Origin of the sequence: Actinacidiphila sp. bgisy167 (genome assembly GCF_965342175.1) — a bacterium.
Taxonomy (GTDB): domain Bacteria; phylum Actinomycetota; class Actinomycetes; order Streptomycetales; family Streptomycetaceae; genus Actinacidiphila.
Genome location: NZ_CBDRBL010000067.1, coordinates 1 through 24,769, shown reverse-complemented (window position 1 = coordinate 24,769; position 24,769 = coordinate 1). Strand labels below are relative to the sequence as shown.

The 24,769-nt window shown below is 72.9% G+C and carries 11 protein-coding genes; 5 read left to right on the top strand and 6 right to left on the bottom strand.

The annotated features are described in order from the left end of the window. Positions 1 to 67 precede the first annotated feature (67 nt). Positions 68 to 1,117 carry an alpha/beta hydrolase gene (locus ACRWND_RS22935; RefSeq protein WP_431952362.1) on the top strand — a complete coding sequence of 350 codons (1,050 nt, stop codon included), beginning with the start codon at positions 68 to 70 and terminating at the stop codon, positions 1,115 to 1,117. Between the two features lie 419 nt (positions 1,118 to 1,536). Here the strand turns inward: ACRWND_RS22935 and ACRWND_RS22930 are convergent, their stop codons facing one another. Next, positions 1,537 to 2,100 carry an IPT/TIG domain-containing protein gene (locus ACRWND_RS22930; protein ID WP_431952360.1) on the bottom strand — a complete coding sequence of 188 codons (564 nt, stop codon included), beginning with the start codon at positions 2,098 to 2,100 and terminating at the stop codon, positions 1,537 to 1,539. A gap of 785 nt (positions 2,101 to 2,885) precedes the next feature. Here ACRWND_RS22930 and ACRWND_RS22925 point away from each other — a divergent pair. Beyond that, positions 2,886 to 4,439: an alpha/beta hydrolase gene (locus ACRWND_RS22925; RefSeq protein ID WP_431952358.1), complete on the top strand. Its 1,554-nt coding sequence runs from the start codon at positions 2,886 to 2,888 to the stop codon at positions 4,437 to 4,439. A gap of 258 nt (positions 4,440 to 4,697) precedes the next feature. Here ACRWND_RS22925 and ACRWND_RS22920 read toward each other — a convergent pair whose 3' ends face one another. Continuing rightward, complete coding sequence (locus ACRWND_RS22920) at positions 4,698 to 5,444, bottom strand: IPT/TIG domain-containing protein (protein ID WP_431952356.1); 747 nt, start codon at positions 5,442 to 5,444, stop codon at positions 4,698 to 4,700. 1,082 nt (positions 5,445 to 6,526) lie between these two features. On the opposite strand from ACRWND_RS22920, the gene ACRWND_RS22915 reads away from it, so the two are divergent. Beyond that, complete coding sequence (locus ACRWND_RS22915) at positions 6,527 to 7,552, top strand: IPT/TIG domain-containing protein (protein ID WP_431952355.1); 1,026 nt, start codon at positions 6,527 to 6,529, stop codon at positions 7,550 to 7,552. 270 nt (positions 7,553 to 7,822) lie between these two features. On the opposite strand, the gene ACRWND_RS22910 is transcribed toward ACRWND_RS22915, so the two are convergent. Further along, positions 7,823 to 8,329, bottom strand: a complete 507-nt coding sequence (locus ACRWND_RS22910; RefSeq protein ID WP_431952368.1) for a GNAT family N-acetyltransferase — start codon at positions 8,327 to 8,329, stop codon at positions 7,823 to 7,825. Positions 8,330 to 8,809: 480 nt separating this feature from the next. Here ACRWND_RS22910 and ACRWND_RS22905 point away from each other — a divergent pair, with 480 nt between their 5' ends. Continuing rightward, a complete protein-coding gene (locus ACRWND_RS22905) occupies positions 8,810 to 10,066 on the top strand; it encodes a pentapeptide repeat-containing protein (RefSeq protein ID WP_431952353.1) in 1,257 nt (418 codons plus the stop codon). Positions 10,067 to 10,265: 199 nt separating this feature from the next. Here the strand turns inward: ACRWND_RS22905 and ACRWND_RS22900 are convergent, their stop codons facing one another. The 3 genes from ACRWND_RS22900 to ACRWND_RS22890 all read right to left on the bottom strand — a co-directional run bounded on the left by ACRWND_RS22900 (position 10,266) and on the right by ACRWND_RS22890 (position 16,649). Next, positions 10,266 to 10,493 (bottom strand): DUF7196 family protein, encoded by a 228-nt coding sequence (locus ACRWND_RS22900; protein ID WP_431952351.1) that lies wholly within the window; start codon positions 10,491 to 10,493, stop codon positions 10,266 to 10,268. Positions 10,494 to 10,599: 106 nt separating this feature from the next. Further along, the gene (locus ACRWND_RS22895; protein ID WP_431952349.1) at positions 10,600 to 10,887 is read right to left on the bottom strand and encodes a hypothetical protein; all 288 of its coding nucleotides are present in this window, start codon (positions 10,885 to 10,887) and stop codon (positions 10,600 to 10,602) included. Positions 10,888 to 10,961: 74 nt separating this feature from the next. After that, on the bottom strand, positions 10,962 to 16,649 hold the full coding sequence (locus ACRWND_RS22890) for an Ig-like domain repeat protein (RefSeq protein WP_431952347.1): 5,688 nt from the start codon (positions 16,647 to 16,649) through the stop codon (positions 10,962 to 10,964). A 1,219-nt stretch (positions 16,650 to 17,868) separates the two neighbouring features. On the opposite strand from ACRWND_RS22890, the gene ACRWND_RS22885 reads away from it, so the two are divergent. Continuing rightward, positions 17,869 to 24,769, top strand: a 6,901-nt coding sequence (locus tag ACRWND_RS22885; protein WP_431952346.1) for an Ig-like domain repeat protein, incomplete at its 3' end; no start/stop codon positions are given.

Genomic DNA, 24,769 nt, shown 5'->3' with positions numbered 1-24,769 from the left:
ACCCGCCACCGGCCCCGCCACCGGCCACGCCACCGGCCACGCCCGCCGCCCCCAGGGACGCCCCGCCATGACCTCACCGCATCCCGACACCGCCCCCGCACGCCGCAGCACCCCCTCACACCGCACCCGCCGACGTATCCGGCCCCACCTGGCACTCCTGCTCGCCGCGGCCACAGCGGCCGTCACCGCCCTCGCCCCGCAGGCCACCGCCGCCCCCCAACCACCCCCGGACCCCACGGGCGACGACGGCGCCCGCATCACCAAAGTCCGCCGGCTCAGCGCCCTGATGCGGGATTTGACGATCGACTCCCCGGCCATGGGCAAGACCCTCCCGGTGCGCGTCCTGCTGCCCAAGCACTACTCCCGCCACCCAAAACGCCGCTTCCCCGTCCTCTACCTGCTGCAAGGCGTCAGCGACAACTACACCGCCTGGACCCGCGAGACCGACGTCGAACGACTCGCCGCCCGCTCCGACTTCCTCGTCGTCATGCCCGACGGCGGACGGGCCGGCTACTACAGCGACTGGTGGGACTACGACCGCCCCGACGCACCCCGCTGGGAGACCTTCCACATCGACGAAGTCCTGCCCCTGATCGAACGCCGCTACCGCGCCAACACCTCCCGCGCCGTCATCGGCCTGTCCGAAGGAGGCCTGGGCGCCCTGAACTACGCCGCCCGCCACCCCGGCCTCTTCCGCTACGCCGGCTCCTTCAGCGGCATCACCGACACCTCCGACACCGCATCCCGCGCCGCCATCGTCGCCTCCTGCGTCCGCGAAGGCTTCGACCCCGTCCGCGTGTGGGGCACCCCCGAAGACCAACCCGAACTCTGGGCCTCCCACAACCCCATCCGCATGACCGACCGCATGCGCGGCACCCAGGTCCACCTCTCGGCCGGCAACGGCAAACCCGGCCCACTGGACAAAAAAGACGACGCCCTCGCCCAGATCCTGGAAACCCCCCTGCCCCTGCAGACCTACCGCTACAGCCAGGCCCTGCGCCGCGCCGGAGTGAAGGTGACCACCCACATCTACCCCCGCGGCACCCACTCATGGCCCTACTGGCAACGCGAACTGCACATCGTCTGGCCCACCGTCAGCACCGTACTGGCCCGCTGAACCGCACCCCCACCGCACCCCGGCGCGCCACGCCCGGCAGCGCACCCCGACGCGGCGCCGCGCCCGTGCCGTGTCGTGGACCCGGTCGCCGTGCCGGCGAGGGCCTCACGCCGCCGCGGCGAGCTCGCCGGCTCGAACGACGGGGGATCGGCTGCGCTGCGCGCTTGGTAGTTTCTCCTTGCCCCGCAAAGGGGCCGGTGCGGGCCGGACCGCGACCCTCGGGTGGGAAGCCAGCCGCTTGAAGCGGTGAGCGGGTCATGACGGCGGGCTCCAGCCGAGATTCCGCCTCGGCTGGAGCCCGCTGGAGGGCCCGCACGGCGGGCGCGCTCCCGCAAGCGGGGGAATCACGCACGGCCCTTGCTCGCCCGCGCCGGCGCCCGCTCCCCGCGGCGGCCGGCACGGCAGGGCCGTTCCCCCGACTACAGGTAGGTGAAGCTGGCCGGGGTGCTGGTGCCCGACGCGGTGGTCACCGTCACCGGGACGGTCCCGGATCCGGGGGGTGAGGTGGCCAGGATCGCGCCGTCACCCAGAACGGTGAAGCTGGACGCGGGCACCGCGCCGAACTGCACGCTGGTGGCGCCCGCGAGGTTCGTGCCGACGATGAGCACCGGCACCCCGCCGATCGCCAGCCCGATCGGCGGGACCAGCGCGATGATCGTCGGAAGAGCGGGAGCCTGGTAGGTGTAGTTGCTGGTGTTGCTGGTGCCCGACGGGGTGGTCACCGTCACCGGGACCGTTCCGACGCCCGGCGGAACGGTGGCCAGGATCGCCCCGTCGAACTGGACGGTGAACGTGGTGGCCGGGACGCCGCCGAAATTGACCGCGGTCGCCCCGGACAGGCCCACGCCGATCAGCGTGGTCGTATTGCCGCCGGCCGCAGGCCCTTGCGAGGGCACGACCGCCAGAAGAATCGGTGCCAAGGAACTCACCTCTCTCGGATGGTGGTTGACGCCGACCGCCCACCAGAAAGGCGCGGTCGGCATTTTCCTCAGCGTAGAAATGACGAACCGACAACAACAATGTCCACGACGATCATTGATGGAGCGTCAGAAAAACACACAGGCGTTAGTATGACTTTCCTCCAGCGCTTCCCGCTGCCCCCAACGCTCCCTGGCCTGCGGTTTGAAGCCGCGCCGAGCCGTTTTCCGCACGGCCGGAACAACCGGCCGCACATTCCTTCCCCGATCCGTCAACTAGCCTATCGAAAAGACTACTTGGAGTCCCTGGAAGTTCCGTGCCCGGGTGGCCGGCCGGTGCGGCAACCCCGTGGGTGAGACCGAAAACCCGATCCCGGTGCCGCGACGCCGCTGCGGCCGCCAGGAAATCCTCGGCCAAAACAGCATCGGGGAAACCGTTTTCATCCCAAAGGGCGAGCTGTAAGCGTTCTCTGCGTCGGGCCGCACACGCCGCGCCACCGACCAGCGGGCGGCCGGCAGGCAGGCGGGCGCCCGGAAGCGGGCGCCCAGGGGCGGAGGGCCCGGGCGGGGCGGAGGGCCCGGCGGGGTGGGGCAGGGTGCCGGTGGTTCTGCGCGATCCCGGCGGCGCAGGCCACCGCGGGCGGCGGACCTGCCGGCAGGCGGGTGTCACCGGTTCGGCCCACTTCGTCCGCCCGTCTTTCGGGCGGATGTGATGGGCTGGTCCCGCCCCCACCTCACGGCGGGGCGCTGTGCGGGCGGCCCACCACCGCCCCCCTGGTCGGGTCGTGCCGGCGCGGCAACCCCCGGCAGACCCGGTGCTCTTGACCATGGCGGCCGAGGAAGGCGTGGCGATGGCGAGGAACGCTGCCCGCTCGCGAAAGACACACACGACGGTGGCGGCACTGGCCGCGACCGCAGTACTGCTGACCGCCTGCACCGCCACCGGCCCGCCGCGCGGTGCGTCCCCCCACGCCGCCGCCCCCGCGGCCCGCGCGGCAGCCGGCGCCGCGAGCACGCCCGACCCGTCACTGGACCGGTACTACCGGCAGCGGCTGTACTGGGCGCCGTGCGCGCAGCAGCCGTCGTTCGAGTGCACCACGCTCACCGTGCCGCTGGACTACGCCCACCCCCGCTCCGGCGACATCACCGTGGCCGCGACCCGGCTGAAGGCGACCGGGCCGAAGGCGCACCGCGCCGGGTCCCTGCAGTTCAATCCGGGCGGCCCCGGCCAGAGCGCGATGAACCGCCTGTGGGCCCTGGCCGACGGCATCTCCCCGGCCCTGCGCGCCGCCTACGACCTGGTCGCCCTCGACCCGCGCGGCGTCGGGCACAGCACCCCCGTCACCTGCGGGCCCGGCGCGACGCCCGGCGCCGTCCGCACGCTGCCCGCCACCGCACCGGGCGACGTCGCCGCCTGGGACGCCGCCTACCGGCAGGTGGCCGCCGCCTGCCAGGACCGTGCCGGGCGCCTGCTGCCCCACGTCGGCACCCAGGACACCGCCCGCGACATGGACGTCCTGCGCGCCCTGCTCGGCGATCGGCACCTGCACTACCTCGGCGTGTCCTACGGCACCTACCTGGGCACCACCTACGCCCGCCTCTTCCCCTCCCGGGTGGGACGGATGGTGCTCGACGGAGCCGTCGACCCGGCCCTGGACGGATACCGCTCGCTGCTGGACTCCGCGAAGGCCTACCAGGCCGCCTGGCACGCCTTCGCCGCCGACTGCGCCACCCGCCCCCACTGCCCGCTCGGCGATACGCCCCAGCAGGCCGACCACGCCCTGGACACCCTGCGCACGACACTGAACCGCAGCCCGCTACGGGCCGGCAAGGACATCTCCGTCACCGGCGACGACGTCATCAGCGCCGTGATGACGGCGCTGCGCACCCCCGCCTGGAACGACCTGCGCGCCGCCCTGGCAGACGCCGAAGACGGCCGGACCACCGCACTGCAGCGACTGCTGGCCGACCGGGACACCTCCGGCGGCACCACCGACGCGCTGCTGGCGATCGGCTGCCTGAGCGCGACCCTCAGCGCCCGGCTGACCGCGGCCCAGACCGCGGCCGCACTACCGCGATTCCGGCAGGCATCCCCCCAGTTCGGCGACTTCGTCGCGGCACTGCTGCCGGCCTGCGCGCACTGGCCGGCCCCGCCCACCCAGTTCCCGCAGGCCCTCACCGACACCGGGGGAGCACCCGTCCTGGTCGTGGGCACCACCGGCGACCCCACCACGCCCTACGCCTGGGCCAAGGCCCTGACCCGCCGACTGCCCACGGCCCGGCTGCTGACCTACGACGGCGCCGGACACACCGCCTACCAGCAGGGCAGCGCCTGCGTCCACGCCGCGGTCGACCGCTACCTGCTGCACGGCCGGCTCCCCTCCGCCCCGGCGGTGTGCACCTGACGCCACCGGCCGCGCCGCCGCCAACCGGATCGCCGCCGCCAACCGCCCGCGCCGCCGCAGGCCATCGGGGTGCGGGCGCCGCCGAGCGTGTGCCCGGGGCCACGGCGTCACACCAAGCCCCCGCCCGGCACCGCGGAAGACCGCGGCGCCGGGCGGGGGCACAGGGGGAAACGGGCGGCGGGAAGGGGGCCCGCCGCCCGTGCGGGATCCGAGCCGGGCGCACGGCCGGTGGGGTGGGGCCGCCGCGCCGTCGGCGGGTCAGATCCCGGGTCCTGCCACGTAGGTGAAGCCGTCGGTGACGGTGTCGGACCCGGCAGGGTTGGTGACGACCACGTCGACCGCGCCGGCCGCGCCGGGCGGGGTGACCGCGGACAAGGTGGTGGAGTCGATGACCGAGAACGGTGCCGGGGTGCCGCCGAAGGTCACCGACTCGGTGCTGTCGAGTTCGGTGCCGGTGAGGGTCACCGCGGTGCCCCCCGAAGTCGGGCCGGAAGTCGGCACGAGCGCGGTGACGGTGGGCGCGTCGACGTAGGTGTAGGACAGGCCGTTGTTGGTGCCGCCGGCGGTGGTGACACTGACCCCGACCGGGCCGGCGGCCGCCCCCGCGGGCACGACGGCGGTGATCTGGCTGTCACTGATCACCGTCGGCGTGGCGGTGACTCCGCCGAAGGACACACTGGTGGCCGTGGACAGGCCGGTGCCGTTGAGAGTGATGGTGTTGCCTCCCGCCAGCGGCCCGGCGACATCGCTCAGGCCCGTCTTGAACGGGGCGCCGACATAGAAGAACGGCACCGGGTTGCTGGTGCCTCCCGGGGTGGTCACCGTCACCGGGACGGTGCCGGTTCCCGACGGGGAGACAGCGGTGACCTGGGTAGGGGAGACCTGAGTGAGGTCGGTGGCGAGTTTGCTGCCGAAGCGGACGGCGCTGGTGCCGGCGAGATTGGTGCCGGTGATGGTCACCAGGGTGCCGCCCCCGGTGGATCCCTGGTTCGGCGAGATAGGCATGACAAGCCTCCTGACGAGTCGAACGCGACGGATGGAGCCGGTACTGCCTGCCACCGTGCGGCGGGCCGAGCGGCCGTCCCCGGCCGTCCACCACGGTGGGACACCGCGGGGACACCTGTGGCGGGGACCGGCGTGCGTACAACCGCATCGCACGTGCCAACGGGCCTTGCCCGGTGGCCTGATCCAGTGATCGCAGCAGCGACACGCCGCGAACAAGACCCCGCACACGAAGTCACCCGATCGGCGGGGCGTGTACGGAGCACTAACCTTTCGCATTCCTCTTTCTGACGCGATTTTTGTCCGCGGTGTGCGCCCGGCGTGCGGGCGGTCATCCTCCTTCTTCCCGGCGTGCCGAATTCCGCGCCCGCGGGCCCCGCCCTCAAAAACCACCACCGGACAGAAGCGTTGCTCCCTTGGAGTGATCCGCGACCCGGCGGCTTGCCGCCCCCGCAGCCGGTGTGGATCACTGAAATCACCGGCGGGCCCGCCCCGTTCCTTCGCCGGGACATGGGGAGGGGCGAGCCCGCCGGCCACGTGAAGCAGCAAGAACCAGCGCAGCCCCAGGCCGGCCCCCGGCCGACCCGGACCGCACCCGGAGCCGTTTTCCACCACCACGCCCACGGCCCCGGTCCCGTCACGAAAAACATGACCCGGGACATTTCCCGGGCCCATTCGCGAACACGGCGGAACATCCATGTGGCACGCACAGGTGATTTTCACAAACCGGCCTTGTTCTCGGCAGCGGGCCTATGGCTCACTTGGGGCGGTGAACCGCAGGCAAGCCGCTCATTCCAGGCTGGGGAAAGGAGCTGGACGGCCGGCGGTTCGCCGTTTCCCCGCGCCGACGGCACGGCCCGCCCCGCCCCGCCCGCCGCACCCGTGGCCGGCACACGGCACCCCGCCCCGCACCGGGCAGACCGGCCCCCCGCCGCCGGACCACCCCAGGCGGCCCGCCCCGCACCTCCCCAGGCGGCCGCCACCGCCTTCTGCGCCCGACCCCTGCCCCGGCCCCGCACGGGCCCCGCACGGGCCCTGCGCCGACCCCGGCCGGGCCGTTGCACGAGGTTCTCAAAGGAGCACACATGCCTCCCACGGTCAGCGCGATCAGCCCCTCGCAGGGGCACGCAACCGGCGGCACCCTGGTCACCCTCACCGGCACCGGCCTGACCGGCGCCACCGCCGTACGGTTCGCCGGCACCCCCGCGACCTCGTTCACCGTGCACTCCACCGCCCAGATCACAGCCCTCACCCCGCCGGGCACCCCGGGCGGCGCCCAAGTGACCGTGACCGGCCCGGACGGCACCAGCAACCAGGTCACCTTCACCTACACCACCGCCGAGGTACCGGCCGTCACGGCCCTGGCCCCCACCACCGGCCCGGCAACCGGCGGCACCCTGGTCACCCTCACCGGCACCGGCCTGACCGGCGCCACCGCCGTACGGTTCGGCGCCACCCCCGCCGCCTCGTTCACGGTGCACTCACCCACCCGCATCACGGCCGCCGCCCCGCCGGGCACCCCGGGCGGCGCCCCGGTGACCGTCACCACCCCCGGCGGCACCAGCGCCGCCTCCACCAGCGCCTACTTCTTCCACGCCGCCCCGCCCGCACTGACCGCCGCCACCCCCGCCCTCGGCCCCACCGCCGGCGGCACCACCGTGACCCTGACGGGAAGTCACCTCCTGGGCGCCACCGCCGTCCTGTTCGGAACGAGCCCCGCACCGGCCCTGACCGCCGTGTCCGCCACGCAGATCACCGTCACCGCGCCCGCCGGAACCGCCGGCCCCACCCAGATCACCGTGGCCACACCGGGAGGAACCAGCAACCCCGTCGCCTACACCCACCTCGCCGCTCCCGCCCTGACCGCCCTGACACCGCACAGCGGCCCCACCGCCGCGGGCACCGTCATCACCCTGACCGGCACCGGCCTGGCCGCCGCCACCGCCGTCGCAGTCGGCGGCACCCCCGCCGCCTTCACCGTCGTGTCCGACACGCAGATCACCGCCACCGCGCCCGCCGGAACCGCCGGCCCCACCCCGATCACCGTCACCACCCCCGGCGGCACCAGCACCACCCTGACCCACACCCGACTCGCCCCGCCCGCCATCTGAACCCCGCCCCCAGCCCCCCGCCCGGGCCGGCAGGCGCAGCCGCCGGTCCCGGTACGGACACGGTGCGGGCGCACCACGCGGCCGCCTCGCCGCCGCAAACGACACCGGTGAGGTCCGCCGTGCCCGCCCGGCAGGGAAGAACCGATCCGCGTTCCACCTGAGCGGCGGCTCGCCCAGCACCAGCAGGCGACGCCCCTCCACCACGGACATGCCACCGGGCAGCCCCCGGACGCACAAGCCGGCCGCCGCCGGCAGCAGCGCGCGGACGAATCAGCGCACCAGCTCGGTGGCCAGCAGATCCATCAGCAGGCCGTCGTGCCAGGTCCCGTCCAAGCCGCGTTCGTACCGCCGCATGACACCGACCGGCCGGAAACCGGCCTTCGCGTAACAGCGGATCGCCGCGATGTTGTCGGCCGCCGGGTCGACGACCAGACGGTGGTAGCCGCGGTCGTCGACGAGATGGCGGGCCAACGTGCGCACCGCGTCGCCGCCCAGACCCCTGCCGTGCACCATGGGATCGAGGAACAGATCGATCCCCGCGTGCCGGTAGTCGGGATCCTCCTCGGCATACCACTGGATCATGCCCACGATCCGCTGCCGGTGAAGGACGGTCCAACACGCCGTGCCGGGGTCGTCCAGACCGGCCGCGACATCCGCCTCGAGATCCTCCCCGCCGTTCCAGCGGGCCCGCACCTCACCAGACCCCCGGATCACGGCCAGAGCCGGCACGTCCTCGCCGGTGGCGGGGCGGAGAACGACGAGGGCGCCACGCAGCACGGTCACGACAGGAACGATAGAGGCGAACCGGATCGCCCGCCGGCCGCCCGCCGGCCGGCCGCCGCGTGCGCCGCCCGCGCCCCGTGCACCGACGGCCCGGGGCAGGCCCCACCACCGCGCCCGCGACCACACCGAGACCCGCCGAACCCAACCGGGCCGCGACCGCAGACCACACCGCCCGGACACCGGCGACACCGCAGCCCCAAGCCCGGCAACAGCACCGGCTCAAACCCCAACTGCCCAGCAGAAAAAACACGTTGCCCACCACCCGGCCGAACGAAAACACCGCGATCGAAGAAAACCCCTCGACGGCCGAACGGAAAGCCGCAGCACGACAAACCACACACCGCTTCCCCGCCGGCCCGCGAACTATTTCGCAAACCCCTCACGCCGGCAACAAAATGCCGCCATGATAATTGGGTGGCACTCTCACTACGACTGCGACGCAAAGCATCGCGGGGTGCGCACACCCCCGAGCTCTTGCCCGTCTGGGTCGTGGCGCCGCTGTCACTGCTGGTCGTCGGCGCCATCAGCCTGATCCTCTACCAGTACGTGCAGGAACTGATGGCGCACCAACCCAACGGCCCGCGGCAACCGGCCGCCGGCACCGGCGTCAGGGACGTCATCGAAACCACCATGACCGTCCTGACACTCATCGGCGCCGTCTTCGCCGGCGTCTACGCCTACCGCAGGCAGCTCATCGCCGAAGCCGACGCCCACCGCGCCGACGCCGGCCAACTCGCCGACCGGTACACCACCGCGGCCCTGCAACTGGGCCACGACCAAGCCGCCGTACGCCTCGCCGGCGTCTACGCCCTGGCCCGCCTCGCCGACGACTGGGAGGAACAACGCCAGGTCTGCATCGACGTGCTGTGCGCCTACCTGCGTATGCCCTACCAGCCCGAACCCGGACACGCCGGCCACAAGAAAGGCGAACGGCAGGTCCGCCACACGATCATCCGCATCATCCGCGACCACCTGCAGGACCCCGACCTGCCCTCCTCATGGTCGGCCTGCGACTTCGACCTCACCGGCGCGACCTTCGACGGCGGCGACCTGGGCGGCAGCCACTTCCACGGCACGGTCGACTTCACCGGCGCGATGTTCAGCGACGGCACGCTCTCCCTGTCCCGTACGACGTTCCGCGGCACCGCCCGCTTCACCGCGGCGACCCTGGGCGGCGGCACCCTCGACCTCACCGAAGCCACGCTGTGCGGCAGCACCCTGGACTTCTCCCGCTCCACACTCAACGGCGGCACGGTCTCCTTCCGCCGCGCGACACTCGACACCGGAACGGTCTCCTTCTCCGGGGCGACACTGAACGCCGGGAACATCTCGTTCTCGAATATGACGCTGCATTCCGGCACGGTCTCCTTCGCCGGGGCCATACTGCATTCCGGCACGGTCTCCTTCGCCGGCATGACACTGAACGGCGGCACGGTCTCCTTCAGCCGCGCGACCGTGAACGACGGCACCGTCTCCTTCGGCGACGCGACCCTGGACGCCGGAACGGTCCATTTCGGGGACGTGACACTCAGCGGAGGAATACTCGAGTTCACCGGCGCCACACTGGGCGGCAGCGAAATCTACTTCAAACGCGCCCGGCTCAGCGGCGGCACGCTCGACTACAGCAGCGCCACCCTCGTCGCCGGCGTCGCCGCACCCTTCTTCGACAACGCGACGTTCGGCGGATCACAACTGGTGTGGGGCCATCTGCCCCACCCCCCAGGAGCCTGACCCGACCGCCCACCGCCACTGCCACCACCCATCCGGCCACCGCACCCACCCGGCCACCGCACCCAGCCGACCCCCGCCCCGCCGGCCCGCACCCCGCTGGCCCGCGCTCCGACGACCGGCGGGGCGACCCCACACAGCGGCCCGGCCCGGCATCCGGGCACAACGGCCGGACACCGGGCCGGGCAGACACGCTGGCGCCTCACACCCCTCTGCGCCGCTCGGCTCCGGGCTGCTGCCCGGCACCCGGCACCACCACGATGCTGCCGCCCGACCCGGCCCGCTTGTTGGCCGCGTCGGCCTCCTGAAGAGTGGGGTAGTCACGCACGACACCGGTCGGCAGGGTCAGCCGGTAGACGGTGCCGGCCCGGCGTCCCGGCACCGCAGCCGGCCCACGCGGCCGTTCGCCGCGCCCACAGTTGCATCCCATCGCACACTCCTTCGCTGGTCTCGAATGCAGGCGACAGTCGTCGCAGAGGTCGGTGGTCGTAGAAGTCGGTGGTCGATCGGTTGCCGAGAGGTCGGTCGCCGCCGGGTCAGTCGATCCAGGTGGAGGCCACTCCGGTCAGGTAGGACAGGGTCAGCACCGTTGCCACGGCCTGGTAGGCGGTGGTGTCGCCCGCGAACAGGGCGACGGGGACGGCGGCCGCCGAGACCCAGATGCTGGTGCACCAGCCGCAGGTGACCAGATACGCGGGCCTGGAGTCATCCCCGAACCGCGCCGCGACCTTGCTGCGCAGCCCCGCGGCCAGGGTGTCCTTGGTGATGAAACGGGTGATGCGGCATGTCATGCCGAGGGTGAGAAGCAGGATCTGCAGGCTCATGCTGTGCGCTCCCGCCGACGGGCCCGGGCCCCGCCCGCGGCTGCGGAACGGGACCCGGGCGTACGGTCGTGCTCCTACAGGTATGTGTAGTTGACCGCGTTGCTGCTACCTGCCGGGCTGTGAGCGACCACGTTCACGTTGCCCGGGGCGTGCGGCGGCGCCGTCACGGTGATCAGGGAGCCGGTCACCGACACCAGGGTGCCCGGGACGCCTCCGAAGGTCACCGAGGTCACCGAGGCCAGGTTCGACCCGACCAGCAGGACGTTGCCGCCTCCGGTCCGCGGGCCGAAGCCCGGGGTGGCGAAGAACAGGTTCGGCGGGTTGTTGGAGACCACCTGCTGGAGCACCGCGCCCGACGTCGACGGGTTGTAGCAGGTGCTGCCGCTGTAGGAGGCGGTCAAGGTGTGGACGCCGGTGGTGAAGTTCGACTTCGTCAGCGTGGCCACACCACCCACCACCGGGGCGGTTCCGATGGGCGCGAGCCCGTCGAAGAACGTCACCGTCCCCGTCGGGGTCCCGCCGCCGGGCGCGACCGGGGAGACGGCGGCGGTGAGCGTCACCGTCTGACCGCTCACCGACGGGTTCGGCGTCGTGGTCAGGACCGTGGTGGTGTTCGCCTTGCCGACGGTGGTCAGGGCCGAGCCCGTCGAGCCGGCCACGCACCCGCCGCCGCTGTAGACGGCGAGCAACGTGTGCGTACCCGTGTTCAACGGCACCGACAACGTCGCGGTGTTGCCCACGAGCATCGCGGTCCCCAGCGGGACGGCACCGTCGAAGAACGTCACCGAACCGGTGGGAGTGGCGACACCCGGCGGCACGACCGCCACGGTCGCCGTGAGCGTCACCGTCTGCCCGCACACGGACGGGCTCGGCGTCACGGTCAGGACGGTGCTGCTGCCCGCCGGGTTGACGGTCACGGCCACGGTTCCGGAGGACCCGGCCGCGCATGTGTCGCCGTTGTAGGTGGCGGTGATCGTGCCTGTGGCCAGCGAGGTGGTGGTCAGGCAGGCCTGGCCGGTGGCGTCCAGCGGCAGGGTGACGTTGAGTCCGCCGGGTCCGGTGAAGGTGACGGTTCCGGTGGGGGTGCCGCTGCCGGGCGCGTTGATCGCGACGGTGGCGCAGACGGTGACGGACTGGCCGCACACCGACGGATTCGGTGTCGCGGTCACGCTGGTGGTCGTCGTGGCCGGGTTGACGGTGACGGTGGCGGTTCCGGAGGACGCGGCCGCGCATGTGTCGCCGTTGTAGGTGGCGGTGATCGTGCCGGAGGTCAGTGTGGTGGTGGTCAGGCATGCCTGGCCGGTGGCGTCCAGCGGGACGGTTTGGTTGAGTCCGCCGGGTCCGGTGAAGGTGACCGTCCCCGTCGGGGTGCCGGTGCCGGGCGCGTTGATCGCGACGGTCGCGCAGACGGTCACGGACTGCCCGCACACCGCGGGGTTGGGCGTGACGGTCACGCTGGTGGTCGTCGTAGCCGGGTTGACGGTCACCGCCACGGTTCCGGAGGACCCGGCCGCGCACGTGTCGCCGTTGTAGGTGGCGGTGACCGTGCCGGACGCCAGTGTGGTGGTGGTCAGGCAGGCCTGGCCGGTGCCGTCCAGAGCCACGGTCTGGTTGAGTCCTCCGGGTCCGGTGAAGGTGACCGTCCCCGTCGGGGTGCCGGTGCCGGGCGCGTTGATCGCGACGGTCGCGCAGACGGTCACGGACTGCCCGCACTCCGACGGATTCGGTGTCGCGGTCACGCTGGTGGTCGTCGTGGCCGGATTCACCGTGACGGTCGCCGTACCCGCAGAGCCCGCCGCGCACGCGTCGCCGTTGTAGGTGGCGGTGATCGTGCCGGAGACCAGCGAGGTGGTGGTCAGGCAGGCCTGGCCGGTGGCGTCCAGCGGCAGGGTGACGTTGAGTCCGCCGGGTCCGGTGAAGGTGACCGTTCCGGTGGGGGTGCCGCTGCCCGGTGCGTTGATCGCGACGGTCGCGCAGACGGTGACGGACTGCCCGCACACCGACGGGTTCGGCGTGACCGTGACGCTGGTGGTGCTGGCCGCCGGGTTGACGGTCACCGCCACGGTTCCGGAGGACCCGGCCGCGCACGTGTCGCCGTTGTAGGTGGCGGTGATCGTGCCGGAGGTCAGTGTGGTGGTGGTCAGGCAGGCTTGGCCGGTGGCGTCCAGCGGCAGGGTGACGTTGAGTCCGCCGGGTCCGGTGAAGGTGACCGTTCCGGTGGGGGTGCCGCTGCCCGGCGCGTTGATCGTGACGGCCGCGCAGACCGTCACCGATTCCCCGCACACCGACGGGTTCGGCGTGACCGTGACGCTGGTGGTCGTGGCGGCCGGGTCGACGGTGACGGTGGCCGTGCCCGTGGACGCGGCAGCGCAGGCGTCGCCGCTGTACGTGGCGGTGATCGTGCCGGAGGTCAGTGCACTCGTCGTCAGGCACGCCTGGCCGGCGGCGTCCAGCGGGACGGTCTGGTTGAGTCCGCCGGGTCCGGTGAAGGTGACGGTTCCGGTGGGGGTGCCGCTGCCCGGGGCGTCGATGGTGACGGTGGCGCAGACGGTGACCGTCTCGCCGCACACCGACGGGTTCGGCGTGACCGTGACGCTGGTGGTGCTGGCCGCCGGGTTGACGGTGACGGCGGCGGTGCCGACGGACCCGGCCGCGCACGTGTCGCCGTTGTAGGTGGCGGTGATCGTGCCGGAGGTCAGCGAGGTGGTGGTGACACATGCTTCACCGGCGGCGTCGAGGGCGACGGTCTGGTTGAGTCCGCCGGGTCCGGTGAAGGTGACCGTTCCGGTGGGGGTGCCGCTGCCCGGCGCGTCGATGGCGACGGCCGCGCAGACCGTCACCGACTCGCCGCACACCGCCGGGTTGGGCGTGACGGTCACGCTGGTGGTCGTCGTGGCCGGGTTGACGGTCACGGCGGCGGTGCCGACGGACCCGGCGGCGCACGTGTCGCCGTTGTAGGTGGCGGTGATCGTGCCGGAGGTCAGCGAGGTGGTGGTCAGACACGCTTCACCGGCGGCATCCAGAGCCACGGTGACGTTGAGTCCGCCGGGTCCGGTGAAGGTGACCGTTCCGGTGGGGGTGCCGCTGCCCGGCGCGTCGATGGCGACGGCCGCGCAGACCGTCACCGACTCGCCGCACACCGACGGGTCGGGGGTGACGGTCACGGTGGTCGTCGTCGTGGCCGGGTTGACGGTGACGGTGGCCGTGCCCGTGGACGCGGCGGCGCACGTGTCGCCGTTGTAGGTGGCGGTGATCGTGCCCGTGGCCAGCGAGGTGGTGGTCAGACATGCTTCACCGGCGGCGTCCAGAGCCACGGTGACGTTGAGTCCGCCGGGTCCGGTGAAGGTGACCGTTCCGGTGGGGGTGCCGCTGCCCGGCGCGTTGATCGTGACGGCGGCGCAGACGGTGACCGTCTCGCCGCACACCGACGGGTTCGGCGTGACCGTGACGCTGGTGGTGCTGGCCGCCGGGTTGACTGTCACAGCGGCGGTGCCGACGGACCCGGCCGCGCACGTGTCGCCGTTGTAGGTGGCGGTGATCGTGCCCGTGGCCAGCGAGGTGGTGGTGACACATGCTTCACCGGTGGCGTCGAGGGCGACGGTCTGGTTGAGTCCGCCGGGTCCGGTGAAGGTGACGGTTCCGGTGGGGGTGCCGCTGCCCGGTGCGTTGATCGTGACGGTGGCGCAGACGGTGACCGTCTCGCCGCACACCGACGGGTCCGGCGTGGCGGTCACAGTGGTGGTGCTGGTCGCCTGGTTGACCGTCACCGTGGCCGTGCCCGTGGACGCGGCCGCGCACGTGTCGCCGTTGTAGGTGGCGGTGATCGTGCCTGTGGCCAGCGAACTCGTCGTCAGACAGGCCTGGCCGGTGGCGTCGAGGGCGACGGTCTGGTTGAGTCCGCCGGGTCCGGTGAAGGTGACGGTTCCGGTGGGGGTGCCGCTGCCGGGTGCGTTGATCGTGACGGTGGCGCAGACGGTCACGGACTGGCCGCATACCGACGGATTCGGTGTCGCGGTCACGCTGGTGGTCGTCGTGGCCGGGTTGACGGTGACGGTGGCCGTGCCCGTGGACGCGGCGGCGCACGTGTCGCCGTTGTAGGTGGCGGTGATCGTGCCCGTGGCCAGCGAGGTGGTGGTGACACATGCTTCACCGGCGGCGTCCAGAGCCACGGTGACGTTGAGTCCGCCGGGTCCGGTGAAGGTGACGGTTCCGGTGGGGGTGCCGCTGCCCGGCGCCTCGATGGTCACGGTGGCGCAGACGGTGACCGTCTCGCCGCACACCGACGGGTCCGGTGTGACCGTGACGCTGGTGGTCGTGGCGGCCGCATTGACCGTCACCGTGGCCGTGCCTGTGGACGCGGCCGCGCAGGCGTCGCCGTTGTAGGTGGCGGTGATCGTGCCTGTGGCCAGCGAACTCGTCGTCAGACAGGCCTGGCCGGTGGCGTCGAGGGCGACGGTCTGGTTGAGTCCGCCGGGTCCGGTGAAGGTGACCGTGCCGGTGGGGGTGCCGCTGCCCGGCGCCTCGATGGTCACGGTGGCGCAGACGGTGACCGTCTCGCCGCACACCGACGGATTCGGTGTCGCGGTCACGCTGGTGGTCGTGGCGGCCGCATTGACCGTCACCGTGGCCGTGCCTGTGGACGCGGCCGCGCACGTGTCGCCGTTGTAGGTGGCGGTGATCGTGCCGGAGGTCAGCGAGGTGGTGGTCAGGCATGCTTGGCCTGTGGCGTCGAGGGCGACGGTTTGGTTGAGTCCGCCGGGTCCGGTGAAGGTGACCGTGCCGGTGGGGGTGCCGCTGCCCGGCGGGTCGATGGTCACGGTGGCGCAGACGGTCACCGTCTCGCCGCACACCGACGGGTCCGGTGTGACCGTGACGCTGGTGGTCGTGGCGGCCGCATTGACGGTGACGGTGGCCGTGCCGACGGAGCCGGCCGCGCAGCCGTCGCCGCTGTAGGTCGCGGTGATCGTGCCGGAGGTCAGCGAACTCGTCGTCAGACAGGCCTGGCCTGTGGCGTCGAGGGCCACGGTCTGGTTGAGTCCGCCGGGTCCGGTGAAGGTCACCGTGCCGGTGGGGGTGCCGCTGCCCGGCGGGTCGATCGTCACCGTGGCGCAGACGGTCACCGTTTCCCCGCACACCGACGGGTCCGGTGTGACCGTGACGCTGGTGGTCGTGGCGGCCGCATTGACGGTGACGGTGGCCGTGCCGACGGAGCCGGCCGCGCAGCCGTCGCCGCTGTAGGTCGCGGTGATCGTGCCGGAGCTGAGCACACTCGTCGTCAGGCACGCTTCACCTGTGGCGTCGAGGGCTACGGCCTGGTTCAGTCCGCCGGGCCCGGTGAAGGTCACCGTGCCGGTCGGGGTGCCGCTGCCCGGCGCCTCGATGGCCACGGTCGCGCAGACGGTCACCGCCTCCCCGCACACCGACGGGTCCGGCGTGGCGGTCACAGTGGTGGTCGTGGTCGCGGCGTTGACCACCTGGGTGATCAGCGGCGAGGACGAGGGGTCGAAGGTGCCGTCCCCCGAGTAGACGGCGATGGCCACATGGGAGCCGGCGGACAGGTCCGACACGGTGATCGAGGCCTGGCCCGCCGCGTCCAGCGGGACGATCTGAGCCGGCCCGTCGTCGCTGATGATGAAGGTCACCGTGCCGGTCGGGATGCCCGGGTCCGGCGGTACCGCGCTGACTTGAGCGGTGAAGGTGACTGCCTCCCCGCAGGCGGACGGGTTGGGAGTGGAAGTGAGCGTGGTCGTCGAACTTGCCATGGTTGGGCCCTTTCGCGGGATCCATGCAGCGAGTGGGAGCGCCCCCGCCCACAGGCCGCAGCCCTGAAGAGGGAGAGAGAAGGCGGCGTGTCCGGTCGCACACCGCACAGCTGGCCGTATTCCCTGACGGGAAAGCCGCGCCCACCTGTCGATGACTTTCAGTAGGCATCGATTCACGCCACGCAGGCCAGATTCATGCATAATGCACCACCCGAATGGCGTAGCGCGTGGGGCGGCTCACTTCCTTTGCGCATTCACACCGATGTGCGCCGCGCATGGCGCACAAGGCAAAAATTATGCGCCGTTTATTGTTGTTTATGCCGAATTGGAGTCCGAGGGGTGCGGGGGTGCGGGCGGCTGCGGTGCCGCTCGCGCGCCGGGTGGTCCGCGGGGAGAATTTTGCCGGGCGCTGCCGGCGCCCCGGTGTGAGCCGGTGTGCGCCTCCCGGGGCCACGGGGGTTCGTGTGTGATCGTGAGCTGGGAGAACGGGACGTGGTGCGGCGGCCGTTCCGGCGTCGTTCCGTCCCGTGGAAAGGCCCCGGTTCTCGTGCCGTGGGATGTGGGCCCCGGGGGGAGGGGAGTGGCCCCGTGGGGGCGGGAGGGGTGCTGCACGGTGCGCTGCCGGTGTGAGCGCCGGGCGCACAATACGTCGGCGGCATCTTTCGTCCGGCCCGGGCGTGAGCGCGCATTTCACTCGTTCCGGTGAATCGGCGTCACGTGTACTGCCGATTTGCTGCCGGATATGAGTCACTGAAATGCGATGCGGTGGCGTATCTCCCCAGCCGCTCCGGGCTAGTAGAGGCATCGGATCCGGACGGACGGTCGGTGTGTCCGTCCGGGATCCAGCGGTACGGCTCCTCAATTCCACGGCCCGGTGTTGCCGATCGGGTGTCGCCCCGCGCTGCCGCTGACACCCCACCCCGCCCCGAGCTGTTGTCCGGGGAAGCACGCCCCCGGTGGACCGGCCCCGAACGACGCCGGCATGACTCATTCAGGAGCGCTTAATGCCTACCTTTCACGCCCTTCGCCAGGACCGGCCCGCTGTGGCGCCGGGGCCGGGGTATGCGGGCGGCCCGGCATCAGGGCGCGTCCAAGGGCCTTTTTGCGCAGTGGTGTTGACGTCGGTGATGCGGGTCGGGGGGTCCGGCCGCCGGGCATGGCCGGCTGCCGCGACCGCGGGCGGCGCGGCCGATGAGCCGGGGAGCGGGGGGCGGTCGTCGTGAGCGGTGTGTTCCCCGACCAGGGACCCTACGGGGGCGGCACGGAGGTGACGATCGTCGGCCGCCACCTCGGCGGCGCCACTGCCGTGCACTTCGGGACCCGTCCGGCCGCGAACGTCACCGTGGTCGACGACCAGACCCTTCTCGCCGTCACCCCGGCCGGCAGCGGGGCCGTGCGCGTGAGCGTCACCACGCCCGGCGGCAGCGCCGTCGTCGGCACCTTCTTCTACCTCCGTGCGCCGCTGCTGTCCCACCTCGTGCCCGCCGCGGGTCCACTGGCCGGTGGCAACGCGGTCGTGGTCAGCGGCACCAATCTCTTCCGGGCGGTCAGCGTGCACTTCGGCGACTGGGCCGCTTTCCCCACCGTGCTCAGCGACCAGCAGCTCCTGGTCACCGCACCCGCGGCCGCCGTGCCCGGCACCGTGCCGGTGTTCGCGGTCGCCGTCGGCGGCGTCAGCAACCGGCTTCCCTACCTCTACGCCGGTGCGCCGGCCATCGTGGGTGTCAGCCCGGCCGGCGGACCGGTCGCCGGGGGGACGACCGTCGTCATCAGGGGGACCGGGCTCGGCCGCACCGAGGGTGTGACCTTCGCAGGACAGGCCGCCACGTCCGTGCGGGCCTTCTCCGACACCCTCGTGGTCGCTGTCGTCCCCGCCGGCGTCGCGGGACCGGCGGACGTCACCGTGACCACCCCCGGGGGCACCGACACCTTTCCCGGCTCCTTCATCTACATGGCCGACTCCTCCACCGCCCTCACCTCCGCCCCCGACCCTTCGGTCTCCGGGCAATCGGTGACGTTCACCGCCGCCGTGACCGGCTCCGCGGGCGCCGGCACACCGACCGGCACGGTCGAGTTCGACTTCGGCGACGGGGCGCCGACGGTGACGGCGCCCCTGGTCGGCGGCACCGCCACGATCAGCCACACCTACGCGGACCCGGTCGGCGGCCCCTTCACCACCACGGCGACGTACAGCGGCGACACGCGGTTCTACCCGTCCACCGCAACCGGCAGCCACAGCGTCGCCCAGGCGGCGACCACCACCACGGTGACCGCCACCCCCGATCCGTCGGTGACCGGGCAGAGCATCGCCTTCGTCGCCAGGGTCGCGCCCGACGCGCCCGGCGCGGGCGTGCCCACCGGCACGGTGACGTTCGACTTCGGCGACGGCCAACCGCCCGTCAGTGTCCCGGTGTCGGGCGGCACCGCTGTCGCGGAGCACACCTACAGCGCCGCGGGCCCCTACCCGGTCAGCGTGAGCTACAGCGGCGACCTCGCCTTCGCCCCGTCCACCGGCACGGACGGCCACCTCGCCGAACCGGCCGCCAGCAGCACGCGGCTGAGCGTGTCGCCCGAACCGTCCGCGGTCGGCCAGGCGGTGGCGTTCACCGCGACCGTGGCCGCCGTCCCGCCCGGCTCCGGTACCCCGACCGGCACCGTGACGTTCGACTTCGGCGACGGAACCCCACCGCAGGAGGCACTCCTCACCACGGGCGCCGCCACGACGACGCACACCTTCGTCTCCACCGCCGACGGCCCCCGCACGATCACCGCCACCTACAGCGGCGACGCCGACTTCACCGCTTCCGCGGACCAGGACACCCACACCGTCGAGCCGGCCGCGACGACCACCGTGATCACCTCGGCGCCCGATCCGGCGGCCGTGGGCGAACAGGTGGCGTTCACCGCGACCGTGGCCGCCGTCCCGCCCGGCTCCGGCACACCGACCGGCAGCGTGACGTTCGACTTCGGCGACGCCACCGACCCGGTCACCGTGCCCCTGACCGGCGGCACGGCCGACGCCACCCACGCCTACCCCCGGACCGCCGCACAGCCCTACCCCGTCACGGCCGTCTACCAGGGCACGGCCGACTTCACCCCCTCCTCGGCCACCGCGACGCAGACCGTGACCGCGGCCGCGACCACGACCGCGATCACCTCGGCGCCCGATCCGGCGGCCGTGGGCGAACAGGTGGCGTTCACCGCGACCGTGGCCGCCGTCCCGCCCGGCTCCGGCACACCGACCGGCACCGTGACGTTCGACTTCGGCGACGGCACCACCGCGGCCGCCACCCTCACCGACGGGACGGCGACCACGGTCCACACCTACACCGAGACCGCCGCGGAACCGTACCCGGTGTCAGCCGCGTACACCGGGACGGCCGACTTCGCCCCGTCGACCGGCACCGCCACCCAGTCCGTGACCGCGGCCGCGACCACGACCGCGATCACCTCGGCACCCGAACCGGCCGTCACCGGACGGGAATCGACCTTCCTCGCGTACGTCACCGCCGCGACCCCCGCCGCCCCGCCGCCCACCGGCACCGTCACCTTCGACTTCGGCGACGGCTCGCCGCCGCAGACGGTACCGGTGAACGGGGGAGTGGCCGAGGCGACCCACACCAACCCCGCCGCGGGCACCGCGTACACGGTCACCGCCGACTACAACGGGGACGCCGACTTCTCCCCCTCCGCGGCCGCCAGGACGCATGCGGTCACCCAGGCCGGGACGGCCACGACGGTCAGCGCCGACCCGTACCCCTCGGTCCCCGGCGAGCAGGTGACGTTCACCGCGACCGTGGCCGCCGACCCGCCCGGCGCCCGCACCCCGCAAGGGGCGGTCACCTTCGACTTCGGCGACGGCAGCCCCCCGGTCGCCGCGCCCCTGACCGGCGGCACGGCGACGACCACCCACACCTACCCCACCGCCGCCGGCAGCCCCTACACCGTCACCGCCTCCTACGGCGCGGACACCGACTTCCTCGCCTCCACCGGCACCCTGACGCACACCGTCGACCACGCCCCGACCACCACCACCGTCACCGCCGACCCGCAGCCGTCGGTGACCGGCGCACCCGTTACCGTTACCGCCACTGTCACCTCGACCGCCCCCAACACGCCGACAGGGACGGTGACGTTCGACTTCGGCGACGGCACCGCGCACCTGACCGCACTCCTGCAGGACGGCACCGCGACAGTGGTGCACGCCTACCCGGCCGGCACCGCGGACGCCGGCCCGCTGACGATCACCGCGACGTACGACGGCGACGAGAACCTCGCCCCGTCCCAGGGCAGCACGCCCCACACCGTGGCCCCCGCCCCGACCACGACCAGCGTCACCGCGTCGGCCGCGCCCTCCGCGGTGGGCCAGACCGTGACAGTGTTCGCGCGCGTCGTCGCCCTCGAGCCGGCCACCGGAGCACCGGCCGGCACGGTCACCTTCGACTTCGGTGACGGAACGACGCCGTCGACCGCCCCGGTCACCGACGGCGTGGCCACGGTGACGCACGCCTACACCGGCACCGCCGGCAGCCCCTACACGATCACCGCGACATACGACGGCAGCCCCGACTTCGCGGCCTCCTCGGGCACATGGGCCCAACAAGTCGACGCCGACGTGTCCACCACCTCCACCACCGTCACCGCCACCCCGCAGCCCTCACCGGCCGGCCAAGCCGTCACCTTCACCGCCACCGTCGAGGTGCTCCCACCCGCCGCGGGCACCGCGACCGGCACCGTCACCTTCGACTTCGGCGACGGCAGCCCCCCGGTCGCCGCGCCCCTGACCGGCGGCACGGCGACGACCACCCACACCTACCCCAGCGCCGCCGGCAGCCCCTACACCGTCACCGCCCGCTACAGCGGCGACGCCGACTTCGCGGGCTCCGCGCAGATCACCACCCAGCTCGTCGAACCGTCCGCGTCCTCCACCACCCTCGAGACGGCCCCCGCCCCCTCCCTGAGCGGCCAGCCCGTCACCCTCACCGCCACCGTCACCGCCGCAGGCCCAGGCACCGGCACGCCGACCGGCACGGTCACGTTCGACTTCGGCGACGGCACACCCACCCAGACCGCCGCCCTGTCCGCCGGCACCGCCACCGTCCTGCACGCCTTCTCCTCCTCCGGCAGCCCCTACCCGCTGACCGCCACCTACCACGGTGATCCGGACTTCCTCGGCTCCACCGCCTCCGGCACCCAGACGGTGACCCCGGCACCCACCGTCACCTCGGTGAACGCCCCGGGCCCCTCGCTGACCGGACAGACCGTCACCTTCACCGCCACCGTCACCGCGCCGACCGCGGGCGCCGGCACACCGGCGGGCAGCGTGACGTTCGACTTCGGCGACGCCACCAGCCCGGTCACCGTGCCGATCCTCGCCGGGGTGGCCGTCGTGCCCCACACCTACGCCACCACCGCCGGCAGCCCCTACACCGTCACCGCCGCCTACGACGGCGACGCCGACCACACGGCATCGACCGGCACACTGCCCCACACCGTCCACGCCGCCCCGACCACCACCACCGTCACGCTCACACCGCAGCCCACGACACCGGGCCGGCCGGTCACGGTGACGGCGACCGTCGCCCCGGTCGCGCCGGGCGGCGGAGTGCCGACCGGCACGGTCACCTTCACCTTCGGCGCCGACGACCCGCCCATCACTGTCCCGCTCGACGGCTCCGCCGCCACGATCAGCCACACCGACGCCACCCCGTCCCTGGCCCCCCACACGTTCACCGCCACCTACAACGGAAGCGCCGACCACACCACCTCGATCGGAACGGCCACCCACACGACCGTGCCGGACACCACCACGACCACGGTCAGCGCCGACACCGCGCCCACCACGGTCGGCCAGGCCGTGACCTTCACCGCGACCATCGCCCCCACGCAGCCCGGCGCCCTGGACCCCACGGGCAGCGTGACGTTCGACTTCGGCGACGCCACCGGCCCGGTCAGCGCGCCCGTCCTCGCCGGGACGGCCGTCGTGTCCCACACCTACGCCACCACCGCCGGCAGCCCCTACACCGTCACGGCCGCCTACAGCGGCGACACCTACGCCACCGCCTCCACCGGCACCACCACCCACACCGTCCAACCGGCACCGACCACCCTGGAGATCCAGTCCACCAGCCAGACGCCGGTGGCCGGGCAACCGATCACCGTGACCGCCGCCGTCACCCCCGCCACGCCCACGACCGCGGCACCCACCGGGACCGTGACGTTCGACTTCGGCGACGGCAGCCCGTCCGTCCCCGTCCCCCTCCAGGCCGGCACCGCCGCCGTCGCGCACACCTACCCCCACGCCTCCGGCACCCCTTACCAGATCACCGCCACCTACAGCGGCGACACCGACTTCGCGCCCGCCGACGGCGTCCACTCCCAGAGCGTCGGCCGGGCCGCCACCGCCACCGCCACCGCCGTCAGCACGACACCGAACCCCTCACCGGCAGGCCGGCCGGTCACCGTCACGGCGTCGGTGACCCCGGTGGCGCCGGCGACCGGTACCCCGACCGGCACGGTGACCTTCGACTTCGCCGACGGCGGGGAACCGGTGACCGCCGTGCTGACCGACGGCGCCGCGACGATCACCCACACCTACCCGCACACCGCCGGCAGCCCGTTCACCCTGACCGCCACCTACAGCGGAGACGGCGACTTCACCGCCTCCAGCGGCACCCGCACCCAGTCCGTCGCGCGGATCCCGACGGCCACGCAGGTCAGCGACGAGCCGGACCCGGCGCTGACAGGCCAACCGGTGACGGTCACCGCGACGGTGGCGACGGTGCCACCCGGCGCGGCCACGCCGACGGGCACCGTGACGTTCGACTTCGGCGACCACACCGACCCGCAGACGGTCCCGCTCGTCGCCGGGACCGCGACCGCACCGCACGCGTACACCGCCTCCTCAGGCGCCCAGAGCACGATCACCGCGACCTACAGCGGCGACACCGACGCCGAACCCTCGGTCGGCACGACCCCCCACACCACGCTCAGGGGCGTCACCACCACCATGATCGACTGCTCGAGCGACCCCTCCGCAGCCGGCCAGCCGATCACCGTCACCGCCTCCGTCACCGCCGTCCCACCGAGCACCGGCCAACCCGAGGGCACCGTCACCTTCGACCCGGGCGACGGCACCGGTCCCGTCACCGTGGAACTCGTAGGCGCCATCGCCACCTACACCCACAGCTACCTCCACGCGTCGCCCACCCCCCACCAGATCACCGCCGCCTACAGCGGGAACGCCGACTTCCGCCCCTCCGCCGGGGACCACACCCACCAGGTCGCCCCGGCCGCGACGCTCACCACCATCTCCCCACCCCCCGAACCGACACCCGTGGGCCAACCGGCGACGATCACGGCGACCGTCACAGCCGCCGCCCCCGGCTCGGGCACCCCCACCGGCACCGTCACCCTCGACTTCGGTGACGGCGAGCCACCGGTCTCCGCCCTGCTGGTCAACGGGACGGTCAGCCTCACCCACACCTACCCGCACACCGCCGGCACCCCGTTCACGGTCACCGCCACCTACGGCGGCGACGCCGACTTCACCTCCTCCACCGGCGCCGCCACCACCGCCGTCACGCCCGCCGCCACCACCACCACGCTCCTGACGACACCGAACCCGGCCACCCCCGGAACGCCGGTCACCGTCATCGCCAGGACCACCGCGGCCACACCGCAGGCCGGACCCCCCTCCGGCACGGTCACCATCGACTTCGGCGACGCGACCCCACCGGTGACGGTGCCGCTGACGGGCGGCGTCGCCACCGCCACCCACACCTACGACGCCACGGCAAGCCCCTACACCCTCACCGCCTCCTACGGCGGCGACGCCGACTTCACCGCCTCCACGGCGACCACCACCCAGACCGTGACCGCCGACACGGTCCTCACCACCACGACGGTCACCTCCTCCCCCCAGCCGTCGGTGACCGGCCAGACCGTGTCGTTCACCGCCACCGTGACACCGGTCGACAGCGGCGGCGTGCCCACCGGAACGGTGACGTTCGACTTCGGCGACGGCCAGAGCCCGGTGACCGCGACACTGGCCGGCGCGACCGTGACCGTCCCGTACACCTACCCGCACACCACCGGCAGCCCCTACACCGTCACCGCCA

What these genes read in the sequence shown, in the direction of transcription:
- ACRWND_RS22935 (WP_431952362.1), top strand. Translation starts at nt 68, where the DNA reads ATGACCTCACCGCATCCCGACACCGCCCCCGCACGCCGCAGCACCCCC.
- ACRWND_RS22930 (WP_431952360.1), bottom strand. Translation starts at nt 2,100, where the DNA reads ATGCCGACCGCGCCTTTCTGGTGGGCGGTCGGCGTCAACCACCATCCG.
- ACRWND_RS22925 (WP_431952358.1), top strand. Translation starts at nt 2,886, where the DNA reads ATGGCGAGGAACGCTGCCCGCTCGCGAAAGACACACACGACGGTGGCG.
- ACRWND_RS22920 (WP_431952356.1), bottom strand. Translation starts at nt 5,444, where the DNA reads ATGCCTATCTCGCCGAACCAGGGATCCACCGGGGGCGGCACCCTGGTG.
- ACRWND_RS22915 (WP_431952355.1), top strand. Translation starts at nt 6,527, where the DNA reads ATGCCTCCCACGGTCAGCGCGATCAGCCCCTCGCAGGGGCACGCAACC.
- ACRWND_RS22900 (WP_431952351.1), bottom strand. Translation starts at nt 10,493, where the DNA reads ATGGGATGCAACTGTGGGCGCGGCGAACGGCCGCGTGGGCCGGCTGCG.
- ACRWND_RS22895 (WP_431952349.1), bottom strand. Translation starts at nt 10,887, where the DNA reads ATGAGCCTGCAGATCCTGCTTCTCACCCTCGGCATGACATGCCGCATC.
- ACRWND_RS22890 (WP_431952347.1), bottom strand. Translation starts at nt 16,649, where the DNA reads ATGGCAAGTTCGACGACCACGCTCACTTCCACTCCCAACCCGTCCGCC.